This is a genomic window from Streptomyces sp. NPDC054956 (assembly GCF_053609185.1).
On record NZ_JBSGXB010000044.1, the window covers coordinates 14983 to 34590 of the forward strand.

A 19608-nucleotide genomic window follows, 5' to 3' on the forward strand; every position below is an offset into this window, starting at 1 on the left:
ATGCTGCCGGATGAACGGCACCCGGCCCCAGGGGGCGCTGTGTCGTCCCCTGGGGGGCGGGTCCCTGCGGGGCGGGGTCCTGCCCGGGCGGCACGGATCCGGACGGGCGGTACGGGGCTCTTGCCCGGGCGGTTCGGGGCCCTGCCCGGCGATGCGGGTCCCCACCGGGCGGTACGGGGTCCAGCCTGGACGGGTCCTGCCCGGGCAGTGCGGGTTCCAGCCCAGGCCGTACGGGTCCCCGCCCCGGCGGTACGGATCCCGGACGGGCGGGTACGGGACTCTGCCCAGGCGGTACGGGGGCCAGCCCGGCGATGCGGGTCCCCGCCGGGCGGTGCGGGTCTCTGCCCGGCAGGGCATGCGGTGCCGGGCGGTGCGTGCGGTGCTGTGGTGTGCTGACGCGTCGCCCACGTACGTAGCGGACGTACTCGGGAGACGCGCGGGTGCGCCGTGCCGGGCGGCGCGGAGGCGTGCCCCGCACCCCCGGGGCCGCTCAGTCCTCGCCGGCGGCGATCGTCTCGTGGTGGCGGATGACCTCGGCGATGATGAAGTTCAGGAGCTTCTCGGCGAAGGCGGGGTCGAGCTTGGCGTTCTCGGCGAGCTCGCGCAGCCGGGCGATCTGGCTGGCCTCGCGACCCGGGTCTGCCGGGGGCAGCTGGTGGCGGGCCTTGAGGTGGCCGACCTGCTGGGTGCACTTGAAGCGCTCGGCGAGCATGTGCACCACGGCCGCGTCGATGTTGTCGATGCTGTCCCTCAGACGGGCCAGCTCGGCGGTGACGTTCTCGTCGATGTCGCTGGTGTTCATGGTTCCCGAGAATACGTGGCGTGCGCGTGTGGTTCCTCGGCCAGTCGGCCAGTGAGACGCCCCCGGCCACGAGGACGGCCGGAACCCGTCGAGCCCCGGCCCGATCCGTACTCATCCGCCCCGTATGGTCCCGGCCCGACCCCCGAACGGCACGCCTGGGCCGACCCCGGCCTGACCCTGCGGGAGACCCGACAACAGGCCCGCCACCGGGCCCGATCCGCGCGCCGAAGCGGACGCCGGACGCCGGCCTGACCCTGCGGGCCGCCCGGTCCGGGCTGCGGGTGGTGTGGCCTGACGGAAGCCGGCTTGGCGCTGCGGGCGGCCCGATTCCGCCCGGCCGCGAGGCGCACGCCGGGACAAGCCCCGGCCCAGCACCGCGGGCCGCCCGCACCCAGGCCCGACCCGACCCGAGGGCCAGTCCGACCTGCGCGCAACACGCCAGGATGGACGCCGGCCTGACCCTGCGGGCAGCCCAACCACAGGCCCGGCCCGCCCCGTAGGCAGCACGGCAGTGGGCCTGGCCCGGCAGGCAGCCGGAAGCCGGACCGGCCCGCGAACCGCACGCCAGGACCGACCCCGGTCCGCCCCTGCCGCAAACCCGACCACAGGCCCGTCCCCCGCTCGGCCCGCGGGCAGCGGACCAGGGCGGACGGCGGCCTGGCCCTGCACGCGGCCCGGCCCCGACCCACCCCCGAGCCGCATGCCAGGACGGACCCCAGCCTGCCCTGAAAGCGGCCCGGCCCCGACCCGGCCTGCGGGGAGCACGCCAGGGCGGACTGCCCCTCCGGGCCGCACCGCCCCTGCCCCGGCCGACCCCAGGCACGGCCCGCGAGCCGCGCCTCAAGGCGGCCCTCGGCCATGCACTGCGGGCGACCCGACAACAGGCCCTGCCCCGGCCCCCGCCCGCTGGCGGAACGCCATCGCCGACCCCGGTCCGACCCTGCGGGCCACCCGGCAACAGGCCTGACGCCAGGCCCGATCCGCGAGTCGCACGCGCAGGCGGGGCCCGGCCTGACTCTGCATGCCCGCCCGCCGGCCTGCGGGCGGTTCGGCGGTACGGAAGCCGGTTCGGCCCTGTGGCAGCCCGGGCCAACCCGGCTCGCGGGCTGCCCGCCAGGGCGGACGTCGGCCTGGCCCTGTCGGCTGCGCGACCCCCGGGCCCAACCCCGCCCGGCCCCGCCCGGCCCGCGAGCCGCACGCCAGGGCTGACGCCGGCCAGGCCTTGTGGGTGGTCCGGCCCCCGTCCGCTCCGTGCGCGGCACGGGATGGCCGACCCCGCGCGGCCCCAGGACCGGACCGGCCTGCTCGGCGGAAACCGGTCTGGCCCGGCGCGCGGCCCGATCCCCGGCCCGGCCGGCCCGCGGGCTGCCGCCAAGGCGGAACCCGGCTTGGCCCAGCGGGCTCTCGGCCCCAGGCCCGACCCGGCCGCGGATTCCGCGGCGGGGCCGGCGCCGGCCCGGCCCCACCCGGCTCGGCTCGGCTCGGCTCGGCGGCGTCAGAGCGGGAGGGTCGCCGTTACCAGCCAGCCGCCCTCGGGGGCCGGGCCTGCGGTGAGGGAGCCGCCCAGGGCTTCGGCGCGTTCGGCCATGCCCACGAGGCCGTAGCCGCCGCCTCGGGCGTTCTCCGAGAGGCGGGCGGAGCGGCCGCCGTCGTCGGCGATGCGGACTTCGAGGCCTGCCGGGACCGTGCGCAGTCCGATCCGGACGGCGGTGGCGGTCGCGGCGTGCTTGCCGATGTTGGTGAGGGCCTCGAGGACGATGCGGTGGGCGGTGGCGGCGACGTCGGCGGGGAGCCGGGTCTCCAGGCCCTCCTCGATGTAGAGGACGACGGGCGGGCCGGTGACGGCGAATCGTTCCGCTAGGTCGCGGATCTCGCGGAGTCCGGCGACGGGGGCGGTTTCCGGGCCGCCGGCCGTACCTTTCCCCGTGCCGGAGCCGCCGCCGTCCCCCGCGCCCTCGCGGAGGATCTTGACCAGGCGGCGCATGGAGCCGAGGGCCTCGTCCCCGGCGGTCTCGATGCGGCCGAAGATCTCGCCGGCGCGTTCCGCGGAGACCTTGGTGAACCGGGCGGCCCGCGCCTCGACGACGATCCCGGTCACGTGGTGGGCGACCAGGTCGTGGAGTTCGCGCGCCAGCTCCAGGCGTTCGGCGCTGCGTACGGCGTCCAGTTCGCGCAGGCGCTGGACGGACTGCAGGCGCAGCAGGAGCGAGTAGGCGCCGACCACGACGGTCAGGACCGAGAAGAGCAGGGTGAAGCGGCCCGGGTCGGTGTCCCGGACGGGTACCGCCATGCAGCCGAGGCCGAGCAGGGGGCCGAGGACGGCGGCGGTGCGGGCGGGGGCGCGCAGCAGGACCTGGCTGAGGAAGACGAGGAGGGCGATGGCCTCGCCCCCGCCCCAGACGACGATGGGGTGGTTGCCGAAGATCAGCAGGAGCGTGACGGTCCAGGTGACGACGGCGGCGAACCAGGCGCGCACGAGGAGCGGGATGCCGGGCCAGGGCGCTGCGCTGAGGCAGACGAGGATGCCGGACACCCAGACGGCGGCGTGGGGGACGCTGGGCTGGCGGGCGAGGACGACGCCCTCGAAGGTGACGAGGGCGAGGAGGGTGAGGGAGAGGATGATGCGGATCCACTGCGCGGCGTAGGGGTTGCGGCGGGCCCATGGCCCCAGGGGGCTCACGTGGCTCCGCCGGGGGTGTGTGGGCTCCGGCCGGGGTGCCCGTGCACCGGGGTGCCGCCCCCGCCCGTCGGGGCCGAGGTCGTCGCGAACGCTGCGCGTCGGCTTCCCGGGGCGCAGCCTGTGCCCGTGGGGGCCGAGGTTGTGCGGAGCGCTGCGCGTCGGCCTCCCAGGGCGCCGCCCCGGACCCCGCGCCTCAAACGCCGGCGGGGCTGGATTTGCCGAGGCTCGCCCGAGCGGCGGGCCTGTTCAGTGCAGGCCGCAACGAGGCACGGTTGATTGCTCCCGGCGCCGCCAGCACCCGTAGGGGCCGAGGTCGTCGGAAGCGCTGCGCGTCCGCTTCCCGGGGCGCAGCCCCGGACCCCGCGCCTCAAACGCCGGCGGGGCTGGATTGGCCTGGCGGCGCCTCGGCGGCAGCCGCGGCGCGGGGGGTGGGGGGTCGTCACGGCGGGGTGGTGGCCAGGCCGCTTTCCCAGGCCCAGGCGGCGATTTCTACGCGGTTGCGGGCGTCCAGTTTGGACTGGACGTTGGCCAGGTGGGTCTTGACCGTGGAGAGGGAGACGAAGAGCTCGCCGGCGATCTCGGCGTTGGTCAGGCCGCGCGCGAGGCAGCGTACGACTTCGCGTTCCCGGTCGGTGAGCGGCTCCGCCGGGCGGCGGGCCGCCTGGGCGGCGGGGATGCGGGGGGCCATCTCGCGCAGGAGGCGGACGGTGATGGCGGGCGAGACCAGGGAGTCGCCGACGGCCGCGGCCCGGACGGCTTCAACCAGCATGGCCGGGCTCGCGTCCTTCAGGAGGAAGCCGGACGCTCCGCCGTGGAGTGCGGCGTGGACGTACTCGTCGAGGTCGAAGGTGGTGACGATGACGATGCGGGGGCTGTCGCTGCCGGAGAGCCTGCGGGTGACTTCGAGCCCGTCGAGTTTGGGCATGCGGATGTCGAGGAGCAGGACGTCGGGCCGGTGTGCGGCGACCGCTGCGAGGGCGGCTTCGCCGTCGACGACGTCGGCGACGACCTCGATGTCCGGCTGGCTCTCGAGGATCATCCGGAATCCGGTCCTGACCATCTCCTGGTCGTCCGCGATGACCACTCTGATCGCCATGCGCTGCCTGCCCCACTGTCGCCCACTGCCTGTGCCGTCCCACCCGGAGGGTTCTTCCCATGGGACCTGCGCGGGCCCGGGCCCGCAACCGCGGGACGGACCGTCGGGAGGGTGCCGCGGGGCGGGGACGGCGCTGTTCCGGCCTCGCGGTACTCCCGTCGACCGTACGTACATGTGGGGCATCGCGCCTCACCCTTCCGGCCCATACGCGCCGGGCCGGAAGGACGAGGATGCGGTGGTGAGGGACGTGCCGTCAGAGGCTCGCGGCCGCGCTCTTGATCGCCGCGGCGAAGGTGGAGACCTCCGTGTACACGCCGGGGTAGTCGGGCCGGGCGCAGCCCTCGCCCCAGCTGACTATGCCGACCTGGATCCAGGCGTTCGCGTTGTCGCGGCGGAACATGGGGCCGCCGGAGTCGCCCTGGCAGGTGTCGACGCCGCCCGCGTCGAAGCCGGCGCAGATTTCTTCGGCGGGGATGAGCGAGCTGCCGTAGGAGGCCTGGCAGGAGGCGTCGGAGACGAAGGGGACGGTGGCCTTCATCAGGTAGCGCTGCTGGGCTCCGCCCTCGCGGGTGGCGCCCCAGCCGGCGACGGTGAAGGTGCCGTTGTCGTAGGCCTTGGTGTCGGCGATCTTGAGGGTGGGCAGGTTGATGGGCTTGGCGAGCTTGATGAGGGCCCAGTCCTTGCCCGAGCCGTTGTAGCCGGGGGCCTGGAGCACCTTCGTGGACTTGACCTTGATGGCGCTGGAGCTCTTGAGGTCGACGACTCCGGCGGTGGCGGTGATCGAGGTGTTGTTGCCGGAGCCGTCCACGCAGTGGGCGGCGGTGAGGACGATCTGCTGGGTGTAGAGGGCGCCGCCGCAGCCCATGGAGAGGCGGACCATGAAGGGGAACTCGCCCTGGGCGGCGCGGGTTCCGCCGACGACGGGGGCGGTGGAGGCGGTGGCGGAGCTCGGCTGGAGGCTGACGGCCGCGAGGGCCACCGCGCCGGCGGCGAGGGTGCGCTTGAGGGTCCTGGCAAGGGTGGACACAGTCGACACACTGCCTTTCGTGGGGGGTTGGGCCGTGCGCGTCATCGGGTGAATGACGGGGACATGACACACCGCACGTACGGGCGCCATCAAGAACGCGTTTTCGGACAACTTCCGTCGGGAGGGGCCTCATGACGCAGAACGGTCGGCACAGCAGCCCGATCCAGCACGGATTTCCTCATCTGGAGACGGTCCGCGCGGCCGTGACCGCCCTGTTCAGACGGCTCTCCGCCGACGGGATCCGCGCCTACGACACGCCCTTCGCCCCCGCCGACGCGGCCTTCGGCGACGCCGACGACCTCCACCTCGGCGCGCACCGGGTGGCCTCCGCCGTGGTCCGCGCGATGCGGCTGCCCGATGCGCGCGTCGTGGTGAGCTTCCGCCCGATGCGCGACGCGGCGAGCGTGGAACTGACCGCCGGGCCGGAGTACTTCGTCGAGGTCAACGACCGCTTCCGCACGCACCGCCGCGACCTGGCGGCCGCCCTCGCCCACGAGGTCACGCACGTCCTGCTGCACCGCCTGGACCTGCGTTTCGACACCACCGCCGGCAACGAGATCCTCACCGACACCGCCGCCGCCTACCTCGGCGCGGGCTGGCTGCTGCTCGACGCCTACCGGGAGGACGAGCTCACCCACCAGAAGCTCGGCTACCTCACCCCGGAGGAGTTCGGCTACGTCCTCGCCAAGCGCGGGCGGCTCCTCGGCGAGGACCTCTCCGCGTGGTTCACCAGCCCGCAGGCGTACGAGGCTTACGTGCGCGGCCGCGCCCTGGCCGAACAGGACCTGCGCCGGGCCCCCTTGGCGGCCGCGTCCCGGCCGGAGCGCCGGCGCTACGTCCGGGACCGCAGGGCGGCCGGGGCCCCGCCGGGGCGCGGGGCGGCGTACCGCTTCGAGGAGCACGCCGACGGGCTGCGGGTGAGCTTCCCCTGCCCGGTGTGCGAGCAGCGGCTGCGACTGCCGGCCGGGCGGGGGCCGCTGCGGGCCCGCTGCGGGCTGTGCCACACGGTGCTGGACTGCGACACGTAGCGGGCGTACGGGCACGCGGGCGAGCCGTGCGTGACGAAGGTTCACCGGCCCGCCACGAAAAGTTACTTACCGGCCAGTAGACACGAGGTCCGGCCACTGCTCAATCTGATCACGTACATGCCAACGCGTGACCGAGGAGCGTCCCCCCATGCGCAGCACCCGTTCCACTGCCGCCGCAGTGGCCGCAGCAGCCACCGCCGTACTCGCCCTGGTTCCGGCCACCGCCGCCCAGGCGGCCCCCGCCCGGACGGCCGCTGTGGCCGCTGTGGCCGCCCCCGCCGCCCCGTTCGCCTCGGCCGTCACCGCGTCCGCCCCCGGCGGCAACGCGCTGTTCCTCGGCATCGACTACGCGACGTGGCAGCGCGACGTCGCCGCCGTCGTCGACGCGGCCCGCCCCGGGATCGAGCAGCGCATCGCCGCCTCCCCGGCCGGCGAGAAGCCGGCGATCGTCCTCGACATCGACAACTCCTCGCTGGAGACGGACTTCCACTGGTTCTGGACCTCCCCGACCCCCGCGATCGCCAAGGTCCGGGACCTGACCCGGTACGCGAACGACCGCGGGGTCGCCATCTTCTTCGTCACCGCCCGCCCCGGGATCGTGTACTCCCTCACCGAGCGGAACCTCAAGGCGGTCGGCTATCCGGTCTCGGGCCTCTACGTCCGCGATCTGCCCGCGCTGTTCGGTGAGGTCAGCGCGTACAAGACGGCCAAGCGGGCCGAGATCGAGGCGCGCGGCTACACGATCATCGCCAACATCGGCAACAACCAGAGCGACCTGGTCGGCGGCCACGCCGAGCGCACCGTCAAGCTGCCGGACTACGACGGCAAGCTCTCCTAGGCAGGGTGACCGGGGGCCGCGGTCAGTCCAGCGACGCGGCGATCGCGTTGACCGCGGCCCAGCCGAAGGCCATCGCGGGGCCGATCGTCGCGCCCGGCCCGGGGTAGGTCTCCCCCATCACCGCCGCCGAGCAGTTGCCCGCGGCGTAGAGCCCGGCGATGGGCGAGGAGTCCTCGCACAGCACCCGGCCGTCGGGGTCGGTGACCAGGCCGCCCTTGGTGCCGATGTCCCCGGGGTGCACGGGGACCGCGTAGAAGGGGCCCTTGTCGATCGGCGCCAGGTTCGGGTTGGGCAGCGTCGGGTCGCCGTAGTAGCGGTCGTAGACGCTCTGCCCGCGCCCGAAGTCCTTGTCGACGCCGGCTTCCGCGAAGGCGTTGAAGCGGCTGATCGTGGCCGGGAGGCCGGGGGCGGACATCGCCCGGGCCAGTTCCTCCACGGTGTCGGCCTTCTTCAGGAATCCGCTCTCCAGCCAGTTCTTCGGGAAGGGCTGACCGGGGAAGAGGCCGGTGAAGAGGTACCGGGACTTGGAGCGGGCGTCGAGGACCAGCCAGGAGGGCACGGTCGTGGCCCCGGGCCGGTCGGCGGCGTACATCCGGTCGACGAACGCGTGGTAGGGCAGGGCCTCGTTGGCGTACCGCTCCCCCGCCTCGTTGACGATGACCATGCCGGGGATGCCCCGGTCGGCGACGAGGAAGAAGGGCTTCTCCCCCGGCGGGCACACCGAGGGCGCGCCCCACACCTTGTCCAGCAGGTCGGTGGCGGCGCCCAGTTCCTCTCCGAGGCGCAGGGCGTCGCCGTTCTGGCCCTCCGAGGCGTGGGTCCACGCCGTGGAGGTGGGCGCGGGCAGGTGCTTCTCCCGCAGCTCCTGGTCGTGGGAGAAGCCGCCCGAGGCCAGGACCACTCCGCCGCGCGCGGCCACGGTGACCTCCCGCCCGTCGCGCAGGACCCGTACGCCCGTCACCCGCCCGGCCGGGTCGGTGGTCAGACCGGTCAGCGGCGCCGACAGCCACAGGTCCCCGCCCAGCCGGTCCAGGGAGAGCCGCATGCGGGCGACGAGGGCCTCGCCGAGGGAGAGGAGCCTGCGTCCGGTGGCCAGGGCCCCGAGGGCGCGCAGGCCGACCCGGACGGACCGCCTCTTGCCCGCCCAGGTCCGGCCGACCATGTTGAGGAAGCGGAAGTCGTACGAGGTCATGGTGAGCCCGTACGTGGGCAGTCCGGCGCGGCGCATGGAGCCGGCGAGCCCGCCGAGGAGCTTGGAGTCGACGATGCGCGGTTCCACGGAGCGGCCCTGCGCCATGCCGCCCTGGGCCTCGGGGAAGTAGTCCGCGTAGCCGGGGGTGTACATGAAGCGGATCTCGGTGCGGTCGTGGAACTCCTGGAGCATGCGCGGCCCGTGGTCGAGGTACGCGTCCTTGCGCGCGCCCGGGACCCGGTCGCCGACGGTGGCGTCGAGGTAGGCGCGGGCCTTCTCGCGGGTGTCGGCGAGGCCGGCGCGGTCGAGGTGGAAGTTGCCGGGGATCCAGACCGCGCCGCCGGACAGGGCGGTGGAGCCGCCGTACTTGTCGGTCTTCTCGACGACGAGGACGCTCAGGCCCCGCAGCCTGGCGGTGACGGCGGCGGCGAATCCGGCGGCGCCGGAGCCGACGACCACCACGTCGTAGGCGTACTCACTGGTCATCCGAAGGCTCCCGTGGCGTAGTCGCTGCGGTAGTACAGCAGGGGTGATCCGCCGTCGCGGGCCGTCAGTTCGAGGACCCGGGCGGTGACGAGGTAGTGGTCGCCGGCTTCGTGGACCTCTTCGAGGGCGCAGTCGACGGTGGCGAGGGCTCCGGTGACGCGGACGGCTCCGTGGGCGGAGAGTTCCCAGTCGACGTGGCGGAACTTCTCCTCGCCCCGCCGGCCGAGGGCTTCGCAGACCTCGCGCTGTTCCTCGGCGAGGATGCTGATGCCGAACACCCCGGCGGCCCGCACCTTGGGCCAGCTGGAGGAGCCCTTCCCGACGCAGAGCAGGACGAGCGGCGGGTCGAGGGAGAGGGAGGCGAAGGACTGGCAGGCCAGCCCCGCCGGGCGGCCGTCCTCGGTGACGGCCGCGACGACGGTGATGCCGGAGGCGAAGGCGCCGAGGACCTCGCGGAAGGCGGCGGGGTCCACGGGGTCCCGTCCGCCCTGCCCGGCGGGGTCCTCGGGCGCTTGCGGGACGGCGGTCAGCCGTTCCACTGGTGGCCCCAGAAGCTGTCCGCGGTGATCTCCTTCGCGGTCCAGGTGGCGGGGTCGACGAGCAGCCCGTCCCAGCCGTACTCGACCTGGAAGCCGCCGGGGGCCTGGGCGTAGAAGGAGACCATGTGGTCGTTGGAGTGCCGGCCGAGGGTGGAGGCGATGGGGATGCCCGCCTTGTTCATGCGGTCGAGGCAGTAGCCGACGTCGTCGAGGGTCTCCAGCTCGACCATGAAGTGGACGATGCCGGGCGGCAGCGCGCCGGGGTAGAGGCCGAGGCTGTGGTGGCGGCGGTTGGGGCTGAGGAAGTGCATCCAGTAGAAGTCCCGGCCGGGCTTTCCGGTGGGGACGGCGACCGGGGGCAGCCGCATCGAGTCGCGCAGCTGGAAGCCGAGGAGGTTCTCGTAGAAGTCGAGGGTGGCCTCGGTGTCGGCGGCGGGCAGGACCACGTGGCCGAGGCCGAGATTGCCCTCGCGTCCGCCGGTGACGAAGCGGTTGCCGTACGGGGAGGCGAGCGGGGTGTGGTCCTGGGCCTGGCCCCAGTAGATCTCCAGGGGGTTGCCGCTGGGGTCCTCGCAGTGGACGAGGCCCTGGACGCGGCGGTCGGCGAGGGTGGCGTCGTCGGCCCGCTTGACGGGGTGTCCGGCGTTCTCGAGTTCGGCCGCGGCTTCTTCCAGGGCGCGGGCGTTGGCGACTTCGAAGCCGGCGGCGAGCAGCCGGTCCTGGGTTCCGGCGACGAACTGGAAGCGGTGGGTGCGGTCGTCGATGCGGATGTTGAGGCAGGTGTCCGTGGTGCCTTCGGCTTCGGCCATGCCGAGGATGTCGAGGACGTAGGTGCGCCAGGCGGCGAGGTCGGCGGTCTCGATGCGGAGGTAGCCGAGTGCGCGGATGTCCATGGGGGTCTCCGTGGGGACGGTCACTGAAGGAATCGGTGGAGGAAGCACTGGAGGAATCGGCGGAGGAATCGGTGGAGGAATCGGCGCAGGATTCAGTGGAGGAAGAAGTCGGTGGCGAGGCGGTTGAACTCGTCGGCGGCTTCGGTCTGCGCCCAGTGCCCGCAGTGCGGGAAGACGTGCAGCCGGGCGTCGGGGATGGTCTTCAGCGCGAGGAAGGCCCCGTCGACGGGGTTGACGCGGTCCTCGCGGCCCCAGGTCAGCAGCACGGGGCGGCTGATGCGGTGGGCTTCGCGCCAGAGCATCGCGGCCTCGGGCCACTTGGCGAAGGAGGCGCCCATACGGGCGTTGCCGAGCCTGGCTTCGGGGTCGATGGCCTGGGCGTAGCGCTCCTCGACGAGGGCGTCGGTGACGATCGCCGGGTCGTGGGCGAGGGTGGTGAGGAAGGTCCGCATCTGTTCGCGGGTGGGGTCGGGGGCGAGGCTGAACTCGAAGAGCCGCTTGATGCCTTCGGTGGGGTCGGCGGAGAACAGGTTGAGCGAGATGCCGCCGGGGCCCATCAGGAGGAGTTTGTCCACCCGGTCGGGGTGGTCCAGGACGAGCCGGGTGGCGGTCCCGCCGCCGAGGGAGTTCCCGATGAAGTGTGCCTTCTGGATGCCGAGTTGGTCCATGAGGGCGATGACGGCCTCGGCGCTGAAGCCGAAGTAGTCGCGGTCGGGTTCGGGCTTGTCGGAGCGGCCGTAACAGGGCTGGTCCACGAGCAGGGTGCGGAAGTCCTGTGCGAAGTGGGGCAGGTTGCCGCCGAAGTTGGACCAGCCGGAGGCGCCGGGGCCGCCGCCGTGCAGCATGATCACGACGGGTCCGTCGGCGGGGCCGGCCTCGTGGTAGTGCAGGGTCAGCCGGCCGGCCTTGGCGGTGCGGGACGTGTTCTCGTACGAGAGGACGGGGGCGCTCACAGCATCGTGTCCTGGATGTCGAGGCCGAGGGCGCCCTGGCCGAAGAGGACCAGCGCCCGCTCCGGGTCGTTGGCGGCGTGGCCGCGGCCGGTGTGGACGTCGCGCCAGGCGCGCTGGACGGGGTTGGCTCCGGTGCGCATGGCGCCGCCCCCCGCGTTCTCCATCAGCAGGTCGACGGCGGCCACGCAGCGTTCGGTGGCGAGGACCTGGTCGCGGCGGGCCCGGGTGCGCAGCGCCATCGGGAGTTCCTCGCCGTGTTCGGCCAGTGAGTAGAGCTCGCCGACGTTGCGCTGGAGCTGGAGCCAGGAGGCGTCGATGTCGCTGGCGGCGCGGGCGATGCGGACCTGGGCGAAGGGGTCTTCGGCGACCTGCTGGCCGTAGGAGATGCGGAAGCGTTCGCGGGTCGCGGTGACGTAGCCCTCGTAGGCGCCTTCGGCGATGCCGACGATGGGGGTGGAGATGGTGGTGGTGAAGACGGAGGCGTACGGGAGCCGGTAGAGCGGTTCGGGGTTGACGCGGTGGCCGGGGACGTCGAGGGCGGTGACGGGCCCGAAGCTCAGGGCCCGGTGCTCGGGGACGAACACGTCCTCGACGACGATGTCGTTGGAGCCGGAGCCGCGCAGGCCGACGGTGTCCCAGACCTCGTCGACGCGGTACTGGGCGCGCGGGACGAGGAAGGTCCGCATGTCGACGGGGCGGCCCTCGGCGTCGGTGACGAGTCCGCCGAGCAGGGCCCAGTCGGCGTGGTCGCAGCCGGAGGAGAAGTGCCAGCGGCCGCTGACGGTGAAGCCTCCGTCGACGGGGGTGACCTTGCCGGTGGGGGCGTAGGAGGAGCAGATCCGGGTGTCCTGGTCGGCGCCCCAGACCTCTTCCTGGGCGCGGGGGTCGTAGAGGGCCACGTGCCAGGGGTGGACGCCGACGACGGAGGCGACCCAGCCGGTGGAGCCGCAGGCCTTGGCTATCTCCTTGACGGCGGCGTAGAAGAGGGCCGGGTGGGCCGCGCGGCCGCCGTGCGCCTTGGGCTGCAGGAGGCGGAAGAAGCCGGTGGCGGCGAGTTCCTTGATGCTCGCCTCGGGGACCTTGCGCTGCGCTTCGGCCTCGGCGCTGCGCTCGCGGAGGGCGGGGGCGAGGGCGCGGACCGCTTCGAGGACGTCTTCGTCGCTCATGGTGTCCCCTTCTCAGATCAAAGGATCTTCTGGTGTTCGGGATCGATGGCGAGGAACGTACGCCGGGCGATCCGGGCGTGGAACGGGCCGTTCCCGCTGAGTGGGAAGCCCCGCCGGAGCTCCCCGAAAGCTCCCCGGAGCCACGGGTACGACTACTTGAAGTATTACTGAATGAAATACACCTCTCCCGGTGCTTCCCTCCGGCCAGGGGCGCGTGGCAGGGTCGCCCCAACGCCTCACGCAGGGGGTTTCTCGTGCTTGACCAGGTCATGGAGACCGAGCTCGCACCGCTGTCGCTGCTGGAGAAGGCCGCGAAGGTGCTCGGCGCCTTCGAGGGTCCGCAGCCGCGGCTGTCGCTCACCGAGGTCGTGCGCCGCTCCGGAATCCCACGCTCCTCCGCCCACCGGATCCTCGACCAGCTGGTGCAGCTGCGCTGGCTGGACCGCGAGGGCCGGGACTACCGCATGGGCATGCGCATGCTGGAACTGGGCGCGCTCGCCTCCCACCACAACCGGCTGCGCCGGGCCGCCCTGCCGCTGCTGCACGAGCTGCACGAGCAGACCGGCCGGGTGGTGCACCTGTCGGTGCTCGACGGGGCCGAGGTCGTGTTCCTGGAACGGATCGGCGGTGCGGAGGCCACCACGGTGCCCTCGCGGGTCGGCGGCCGGATGCCCGCCTACTGCACGGCCACCGGCAAGGCGATCCTGGCGTTCGCCGATCCGGCCGCCGTGGAGCACGTCATCGCGCAGGGGCTGCGTCCGCGCACCGCCCGCACCCTGACCCGGCCGCTCGCCCTGCGCTCGGAGCTGGCGGCGGTCCGCGAACGCGGGGTCGCCTACGACCGGGAGGAGAGCTTCCGGGGCATCTCCTGCGTGGCCGCGCCGCTGCGGGGCGCCGGGCGGGCCGTGGCCGCCGTCTCGGTGTCCTCGGGCCGGGGCGACCGGGAGCCGGCCCGGCTGGCACCGGCGGTACTGGCCTGCGCGCGGGCGGTGTGGCGCGAGCTGTACGGGCCGGGCCGGCCGGGGCGGACCGCCGCTTCGCCCGCGCGGAACCCGGAACCGGCCGTCTCCTCGCAGGCGATGGACAACATGATGGGGTGGCTGCGGTTCAGCGAGTGGATGTAGTGGGTAGTGGTACTCCAACGCACGAGTGAAGCCTCGGGCCCGACCCCTCGCCAGGGGGCCGGGCCCGATTCGCGTTCGCCTTCTCAACGCGCCGCTCGCACTGCTCGGCGCCCGGGGCGCCTCGCAGGCTTCGCGGCGCTGCGCCGGACTCCGTCCGGCGACCGCACGACCCCGCCGGCCGCTCCCGGGCTCAGCCCCCGTCGTAGGTGATCCGGACCCGGTCGCCCAGGGCCAGGGCCTGGCAGGCCAGGACGTAGCCGTCGGCCAGGTCCTCGCGGTCCAGGACCTCGTTGCGGACCATCTCGACCTCGCCCTCCAGCACCCGGCAGCAGCAGGCGCTGCAGGCTCCCTCGCGGCAGGAGTACGGAGCGGGGACGCCCGCGGCGAGCAGGGCGTCCAGCAGCGGGGTCCCGGCCGGCCAGGCCACGGTGTGCACGGCCCCGTCGAACTCCACCTCGGCGGTGGCGGCCCCCTCCGCCGAGGCCGCGGCCGGGGCGGGGGCGGGGGCCGTCTGCGTGAAGACGTCCCCGCTCAGGGAGAAGTACCGCTCGCGGTGAACGCGGCCGCCGGGGGCGCCGGCCGCGCGCAGGGCCGTCTCGGCGGCGTCCATCAGCGGGACGGGACCGCACAGGTAGGCCTCGCGGTTCGCGTACGGGGCCACGAGCGGGCCCAGTTGCGGGGCGGTCGGCAGTCCCTGGAGGGTTTCCAGCCAGTGGATGACGGTGAGCCGCCCGGGGTGTTCCTCGGCGAGCCCCCAGAGCTCGTCGCGGAAGATCACGGCGCCGGGGTCGCGGTTGGCGTACACCAGGGCGACGTGCCCCCGGCCGGCCGCCAGCGCGGACTTCGCGAGGGAGAGCACCGGGGTGATCCCGCTGCCGCCCGCCACCAGCAGCAGGTCCCGGTCCAGGTCGGACGGGGTGAAGGTGCCGGCGGGCGGCAGGATCTCCAGCTCGTCGCCGACGGCCACGTCCTGGCAGAGCCACCCGGAGCCCGCGCCGCCGGGGACCCGCTTGACGGTGATCCGCAGCGGGTCACCGGTGTACGGGGAGCCGGCCAGGGAGTAGCAGCGGGCCGCTCCTCCCGGGACGCGGAGGGTGAGGAACTGCCCGGGGCGGTACGGGAGCCGCGCGTCGAGTACGAGGGAGACCGCGTCGGGGGTCTCCTGGATCCGCTCCGTGACGCGGACCAGCAGCCTGCCGGTGGCTCCGCCCGGGGCGGATGCCGGGGCCGCGCTCCGGGGCCCGGCCGCGCGGGGCGACGTAAGCCCGGCCGACGTGAGCCCATCGGTGTCAGACATCGGCCGGCACCTCCAGGCGGCCCTCCAGGACGGCCGCCTCGATGCTCTCCCGCAGGGCCCCGCAGGAGCGGACGCGGGCGCTGAGCGAGCCCGCCACGACCTCGGCGGCGATCCGGGGGCAGCCGCCCGGCAGCACGGCGGCCTCCTCGGTCCACTGGACCTGGGTGTGGGCGGGGCTGAACTTCTCGCACAGCACCCGGGCCGCGCACTCCCCGCACACGACCGGGGTCATCACCGCGCCCCGGCCGCGCGACGGGCGAGGTTCTCGGCGACTTCGGCCTTCCAGGCGGCGGTGGCCCGGGTGGTGTCAATCTCGAACTCGAAGCGCCGGACCATCTCGTCCTTGACGTCGGCGGCGTCCACGTAGAACTGCTCGTACCAGCGGCGGAGCTGGTAGACGGGGCCGTCCTCCTCCGTGAGCAGGGGGTTGTCGATGCGGGTCTTGTTCTTCCAGATCTCGACGTCCTGCTCGAAGCCGACGGCGAGGCCCTCGGAGGTGAGCCGGGCCGCGTCGGCGGCCTGCTCGTCGCTCATGCCGGGGAGCTTCTTGACGATGGCCCCGTACATGAGCATGAAACTGTTCTCGTCGATCGGGTAATGGCAGTTGATGAGGACGGATTCGAGCTCCACGCCCCCGCCGACGTCGCTCCACAGCTTGTCGATCATGTAGGAGGGGCCGAAGTACGAGGCGTCCGAGCGCAGGCCGCCGCCGGTGGACAGGGTGCCGAGGTCGACGTCGCCGCGCGGGGTGGACTCCATGTACTGGGTGGCCACGTGCCCGTCGAAGACGTTCTTGAAGTAGTGCGGGAAGGCGTAGTGCACGTAGTAGAAGTGCGCCATGTCGACGACGTTGTCGACGATCTCCCGGCAGTTGGAGTTCTCGACGCGCAGGGAGTTCCAGCTCCAGTCGCTCCACTCGGCGTCGCCGAAGCCCTCGATGACGGGGATCGTGACCTCGGGCGGGGGCGGGTTGCCCTCCGGGTCGTGCCAGACGTACAGCTGCCCGTTGCGCTCCAGGGTGGTCCAGGCGCGGGTCTTGGCGCGCGGGGGGACGCGGCGGGCGTAGGGGACGGCGGCGCAGCGGCCGTCGCCGGACCAGCGCCAGTCGTGGAACGGGCAGGCGACGGTGTCGCCCTTGACGGTGCCGTGGGCGAGGTTGCCGCCCATGTGGGGGCAGTAGGCATTGAGGACGCTCAGCGCGCCGGTGTCCTGGCCCTGGAAGACGACGAGCTTCGTGCCGAAGGCTTGGACCTTGTGCGGAGTTCCGTCCCGGAAGGTTTCGGCGAGGCCTAGGCAGTGCCAGCCTCGGGCGAAGCGGGTCGGCACGGCAGCCGCCTCGATGACACGGGGCTCTTCTTCGATTGCGGTCACGGGTGACCCTCCACTTCGTCGTGGTGCGGTTCGTTTGGTGGGCGGGCGGACCGCCGTGTCCTGGGGCTCCGCCCCGGACCCCGCGCCTCAAACTCCCCCAGCTACCGCTGGGAGGTGCCCCCGGGCGGGGCTGGATTTGGCTAGCGCCGGGCGGCCAGTTCGACGGCGATGTCGATGAGTTGGTCCTCCTGGCCGCCCACCAGGCGGCGTTCGCCCGCGCGGAGGAGGATTTCGGCGCCCGAGACCCCGTAGCGCTCGGCCTGGCGGTAGGCGTGCTTGAGGAAGCTCGAGTAGACGCCGGCGTGGCCCATGAGCAGGGCCATGCGGTCGAGTCGGCACTCCTCGTCCATGACGGGGCGGACCACGTCCTCGGCCGCGTCGATGATCTTCAGGACGTCGATGCCGGTGCGGATGCCCATCTTCAGGCAAACGGCGGCGAAGGCCTCGACGGGCGTGTTTCCGGCGCCGGCGCCGAGGCGGCGGGTCGAGCCGTCGATCTGGAGCGCGCCCGCGCGGACGGCGGCGACCGAATTGCCCACGCCCAGGCCGAGGTTCTCGTGGCCGTGGAAGCCGACCTGGGCGTCGTCGCCGAGCTCCGCGACCAGCGCGGCCACCCGGTCGGTGACGTCGTCCATGACCATGGCGCCTGCGGAGTCGACCACGTACACGCACTGGCAGCCGGCGTCGGCCATGATCCGGGCCTGGCGGGCGAGGTCCTCGGGGGTGGTGGAGTGGGCCATCATCAGGAACCCGACGGTCTCCAGGCCCATCTCGCGGGCGAGCCCGAAGTGCTGGACGGAGATGTCGGCCTCGGTGCAGTGGGTGGCGATCCGGCAGATCTGTCCGCCGTTGCCGTGGGCGGCCCGGATGTCGTCCTTCACGCCGAGACCCGGGAGCATCAGGAAGGCGATCCTCGCGTTCCGCGCGGTGTCGGCGGCGATCTTGATCAGTTCCTGTTCGGGGGTCGCCGAGAAGCCGTAGTTGAACGAGGACCCGCCCAGTCCGTCGCCGTGCGTGACCTCGATGACGGGAACGCCCGCGCCGTCGAGCGCGGCCACGATCGACCGTACGTCCTCGCCCGTGAACCGGTGGCGCTTGGCGTGGGAGCCGTCGCGCAGCGAGGAGTCGGTGATCCGGATGTCGAGGGTGCCGGAGTAGGTGGTCAGGGCGGTCGAGGCGGTCGAGGCGGTCACTTCGTCATCCCCTTGGCGAACTCCTCGCCGACCTTGGTGGCGGCGGCGGTCATGATGTCGAGGTTTCCGGCATAGGGCGGCAGGTAGTCGCCGGCGCCCTCCACCTCCAGGAAGATCGCGACCCGGGCCATGCCGCCGTTCAACGGGGAAGGGTCGTCGAACTGCGGCTCGGTGCGCAGCCGGTAGCCGGGTACGTACGTGGCCACGTCCTCGGCGGTCTGCTTGACGGAGGCGGCGATGGCCTCGCGGTCGGCGTCGGCGGGGATCGCGCAGAAGACGGTGTCGCGCATGATCACCGGCGGGTCCGCGGGGTTGAGGATGATGACGGCCTTGCCTCGGGCGGCGCCGCCGATCTCCTCGATGCCCCGGGCGGTGGTACGGGTGAACTCGTCGATGTTGGCTCGGGTGCCCGGGCCGGCCGATACGGAGGCCACCGAGGCCACGATCTCGGCGTAGGCGACGGGGACCACGCGGGAGACGGCGTACACCATGGGGATGGTGGCCTGGCCGCCGCAGGTGATCATGTTGACGTTGGCCCGGTCGAGGTGGGCGGTCAGGTTCGCGGGCGGTACGACGGCGGGTCCGACGGCGGCCGGGGTCAGGTCGATGGCCTTGATGCCGAGTTCGGCGTAGCGCGGGGCGTTCGCCCGGTGCACGTAGGCGGAGGTGGCCTCGAAGACCAGGTCGGGCAGTTCGTCCTGGGCCAGCAGCCGGTCCACACCCTCGTGGGAGGCTTCGATTCCGGCGCGGCGGGCCCGGGCGAGGCCCTCGCTGTCGGGGTCCACGCCGATCATCCAGCGGGGCTCGATGTGGGGAGAGCGCAGGAGTTTGTAGAGCAGGTCGGTTCCGATGTTCCCGGAGCCGACGATGGCGGCGGTCGCTTTCGTCTTGATCGCGTTGATGGTGATCACCTCAGGTGAAGGAGAGGGACACCGGGCCGAGCCCGGTGAACTCGGCGGTGTAGGTCCGCCCGGCGGCCACGTCCACGGCGCGGGTGCAGGACCCGGGCAGGATCAGGTGGCCCTTGCGCAGTTCGACTCCGAAGCGGGCGACGGTGCGGGCCAGCCAGGCGACGGAGGCGGCGGGGTCGCCGAGCACGGCGTCGCTGCGGCCGCTCGCGAGGGTTGCGCGGCCGCTGGTCAAGGTGGCTTCGATCGCCCTGAGGTCGAGCTCGCGGGGGTCGCGCCCTTCACCGATGACGTATCCGGCGGAGGAGGCGTTGTCGGCGATGGTGTCGGCGATGGCGATGCGCCAGTCGGCGATCCGGCTGTCGATGAGCTCCAGGGCGGGGACGACCCGCTCGGTCGCGGCCAGTACGTCCGCGACGGTGCAGCCCTCGCCCGGCAGGTCGGCACCGAGTACGAAGCCCACCTCGACCTCGACGCGCGGCGCGCAGTACGCGGCGGCACGGACCGGGGTGTCGGAGCGCAGCTCCATGGATTGGAGCAGGTGCCCGTAGTCGGGCTCGTCGACGCCCATCATGGCCTGCATGACGGGCGACGACAGCCCGACCTTGTGCCCGGTGATCCGGTCTCCGTCGGCGAGGCGCTGCCGGATGTTGAGGAGCTGGATCTCGTACGCGTCCTCGGTACCGATGCCCTCGTACAGCTCGGTCAGCGGCCTTACGGGGGCCCGCCCCCGCTGCGCCGCGCGCAGCACCTCGGCGGCTTCGCGCCGGCGCCGGTCGTTCAGCATGGGGTCCTCCCGGCTGCGGTGGTGTGTGGTGCGGCAGACGGTAGGCAGGGGCCGGGCGCGGGCGGGAGGCCGTGTTCCCGCTGAGCGGGAAAGGGTGCGGGCCGGGGCCATTTAAGGTCCCCGCCCCCCGGGGGGGGTCTCGCTTAAACGGCCCCCGATGAGGGGGGAAATGCGGCGGGGCCGACGGGGGAGCCGGGGCCGCCGGGGGTGGTGGTGTCCCCCACCCCG

General features: G+C 73.3%; 18 protein-coding genes. 3 read left to right on the top strand and 15 right to left on the bottom strand.

Features of this window, described 5'->3' with window-relative positions:
* Positions 1 to 490 precede the first annotated feature (490 nt).
* From ACWGDE_RS10970 to ACWGDE_RS10985, 4 genes are all read right to left on the bottom strand, one after another.
* A complete protein-coding gene (locus ACWGDE_RS10970; protein ID WP_453388659.1) occupies positions 491 to 802 on the bottom strand; it encodes a chorismate mutase in 312 nt (103 codons plus the stop codon).
* A gap of 1495 nt (positions 803 to 2297) precedes the next feature.
* Complete coding sequence (locus ACWGDE_RS10975; protein WP_453388660.1) at positions 2298 to 3482, bottom strand: sensor histidine kinase; 1185 nt, start codon at positions 3480 to 3482, stop codon at positions 2298 to 2300.
* Between the two features lie 439 nt (positions 3483 to 3921).
* Complete coding sequence (locus tag ACWGDE_RS10980) at positions 3922 to 4578, bottom strand: response regulator (protein WP_453388661.1); 657 nt, start codon at positions 4576 to 4578, stop codon at positions 3922 to 3924.
* 253 nt (positions 4579 to 4831) lie between these two features.
* Positions 4832 to 5650 (bottom strand): serine protease, encoded by an 819-nt coding sequence (locus ACWGDE_RS10985; protein WP_453388662.1) that lies wholly within the window; start codon positions 5648 to 5650, stop codon positions 4832 to 4834.
* 86 nt (positions 5651 to 5736) lie between these two features.
* On the opposite strand from ACWGDE_RS10985, the gene ACWGDE_RS10990 reads away from it, so the two are divergent.
* Positions 5737 to 6633, top strand: coding sequence for a hypothetical protein (locus tag ACWGDE_RS10990; RefSeq protein ID WP_453388663.1), 897 nt, complete (start codon positions 5737 to 5739; stop codon positions 6631 to 6633).
* Between the two features lie 148 nt (positions 6634 to 6781).
* Complete coding sequence (locus tag ACWGDE_RS10995) at positions 6782 to 7471, top strand: HAD family acid phosphatase (protein ID WP_453388664.1); 690 nt, start codon at positions 6782 to 6784, stop codon at positions 7469 to 7471.
* A 22-nt stretch (positions 7472 to 7493) separates the two neighbouring features.
* On the opposite strand, the gene ACWGDE_RS11000 is transcribed toward ACWGDE_RS10995, so the two are convergent.
* The 5 genes from ACWGDE_RS11000 to hsaA form a co-directional block, all read right to left on the bottom strand.
* Complete coding sequence (locus ACWGDE_RS11000; RefSeq protein ID WP_453388665.1) at positions 7494 to 9149, bottom strand: FAD-dependent oxidoreductase; 1656 nt, start codon at positions 9147 to 9149, stop codon at positions 7494 to 7496.
* Positions 9146 to 9688 (bottom strand): flavin reductase family protein, encoded by a 543-nt coding sequence (locus tag ACWGDE_RS11005; protein ID WP_453388666.1) that lies wholly within the window; start codon positions 9686 to 9688, stop codon positions 9146 to 9148. The genes ACWGDE_RS11000 and ACWGDE_RS11005 overlap by 4 nt, the downstream gene beginning before the upstream one ends.
* On the bottom strand, positions 9676 to 10581 hold the full coding sequence (locus ACWGDE_RS11010) for a VOC family protein (protein ID WP_453388667.1): 906 nt from the start codon (positions 10579 to 10581) through the stop codon (positions 9676 to 9678). The genes ACWGDE_RS11005 and ACWGDE_RS11010 overlap by 13 nt, the downstream gene beginning before the upstream one ends.
* Before the next feature lie 92 nt (positions 10582 to 10673).
* On the bottom strand, positions 10674 to 11534 hold the full coding sequence (gene hsaD, locus ACWGDE_RS11015; protein WP_453388668.1) for a 4,5:9,10-diseco-3-hydroxy-5,9,17-trioxoandrosta-1(10),2-diene-4-oate hydrolase: 861 nt from the start codon (positions 11532 to 11534) through the stop codon (positions 10674 to 10676).
* Positions 11531 to 12700 (bottom strand): 3-hydroxy-9,10-secoandrosta-1,3,5(10)-triene-9,17-dione monooxygenase oxygenase subunit, encoded by a 1170-nt coding sequence (gene hsaA, locus ACWGDE_RS11020; protein WP_453388669.1) that lies wholly within the window; start codon positions 12698 to 12700, stop codon positions 11531 to 11533. The genes hsaD and hsaA overlap by 4 nt, the downstream gene beginning before the upstream one ends.
* Positions 12701 to 12954: 254 nt before the next feature.
* Here hsaA and ACWGDE_RS11025 point away from each other — a divergent pair, with 254 nt between their 5' ends.
* Complete coding sequence (locus tag ACWGDE_RS11025) at positions 12955 to 13824, top strand: IclR family transcriptional regulator (protein WP_453388670.1); 870 nt, start codon at positions 12955 to 12957, stop codon at positions 13822 to 13824.
* A 190-nt stretch (positions 13825 to 14014) separates the two neighbouring features.
* Here the strand turns inward: ACWGDE_RS11025 and ACWGDE_RS11030 are convergent, their stop codons facing one another.
* From ACWGDE_RS11030 to ACWGDE_RS11055, 6 genes are all read right to left on the bottom strand, one after another.
* Positions 14015 to 15121 (bottom strand): 2Fe-2S iron-sulfur cluster-binding protein, encoded by a 1107-nt coding sequence (locus ACWGDE_RS11030; RefSeq protein ID WP_453388671.1) that lies wholly within the window; start codon positions 15119 to 15121, stop codon positions 14015 to 14017.
* Complete coding sequence (locus ACWGDE_RS11035) at positions 15114 to 15353, bottom strand: ferredoxin (RefSeq protein ID WP_453388672.1); 240 nt, start codon at positions 15351 to 15353, stop codon at positions 15114 to 15116. Before ACWGDE_RS11035 ends, ACWGDE_RS11030 begins: the two co-directional genes overlap by 8 nt.
* Positions 15353 to 16492, bottom strand: a complete 1140-nt coding sequence (locus tag ACWGDE_RS11040) for a Rieske 2Fe-2S domain-containing protein (RefSeq protein ID WP_453388673.1) — start codon at positions 16490 to 16492, stop codon at positions 15353 to 15355. The genes ACWGDE_RS11035 and ACWGDE_RS11040 overlap by 1 nt, the downstream gene beginning before the upstream one ends.
* Before the next feature lie 140 nt (positions 16493 to 16632).
* Positions 16633 to 17685, bottom strand: a complete 1053-nt coding sequence (dmpG, locus tag ACWGDE_RS11045; protein WP_453388674.1) for a 4-hydroxy-2-oxovalerate aldolase — start codon at positions 17683 to 17685, stop codon at positions 16633 to 16635.
* Complete coding sequence (locus ACWGDE_RS11050; RefSeq protein ID WP_453388675.1) at positions 17682 to 18596, bottom strand: acetaldehyde dehydrogenase (acetylating); 915 nt, start codon at positions 18594 to 18596, stop codon at positions 17682 to 17684. The genes dmpG and ACWGDE_RS11050 overlap by 4 nt, the downstream gene beginning before the upstream one ends.
* Before the next feature lies 1 nt (position 18597).
* Entirely contained in the window at positions 18598 to 19380 is a 783-nt protein-coding gene (locus tag ACWGDE_RS11055) for a 2-keto-4-pentenoate hydratase (protein WP_453388676.1), read from the bottom strand.
* Positions 19381 to 19608: the final 228 nt, after the last annotated feature.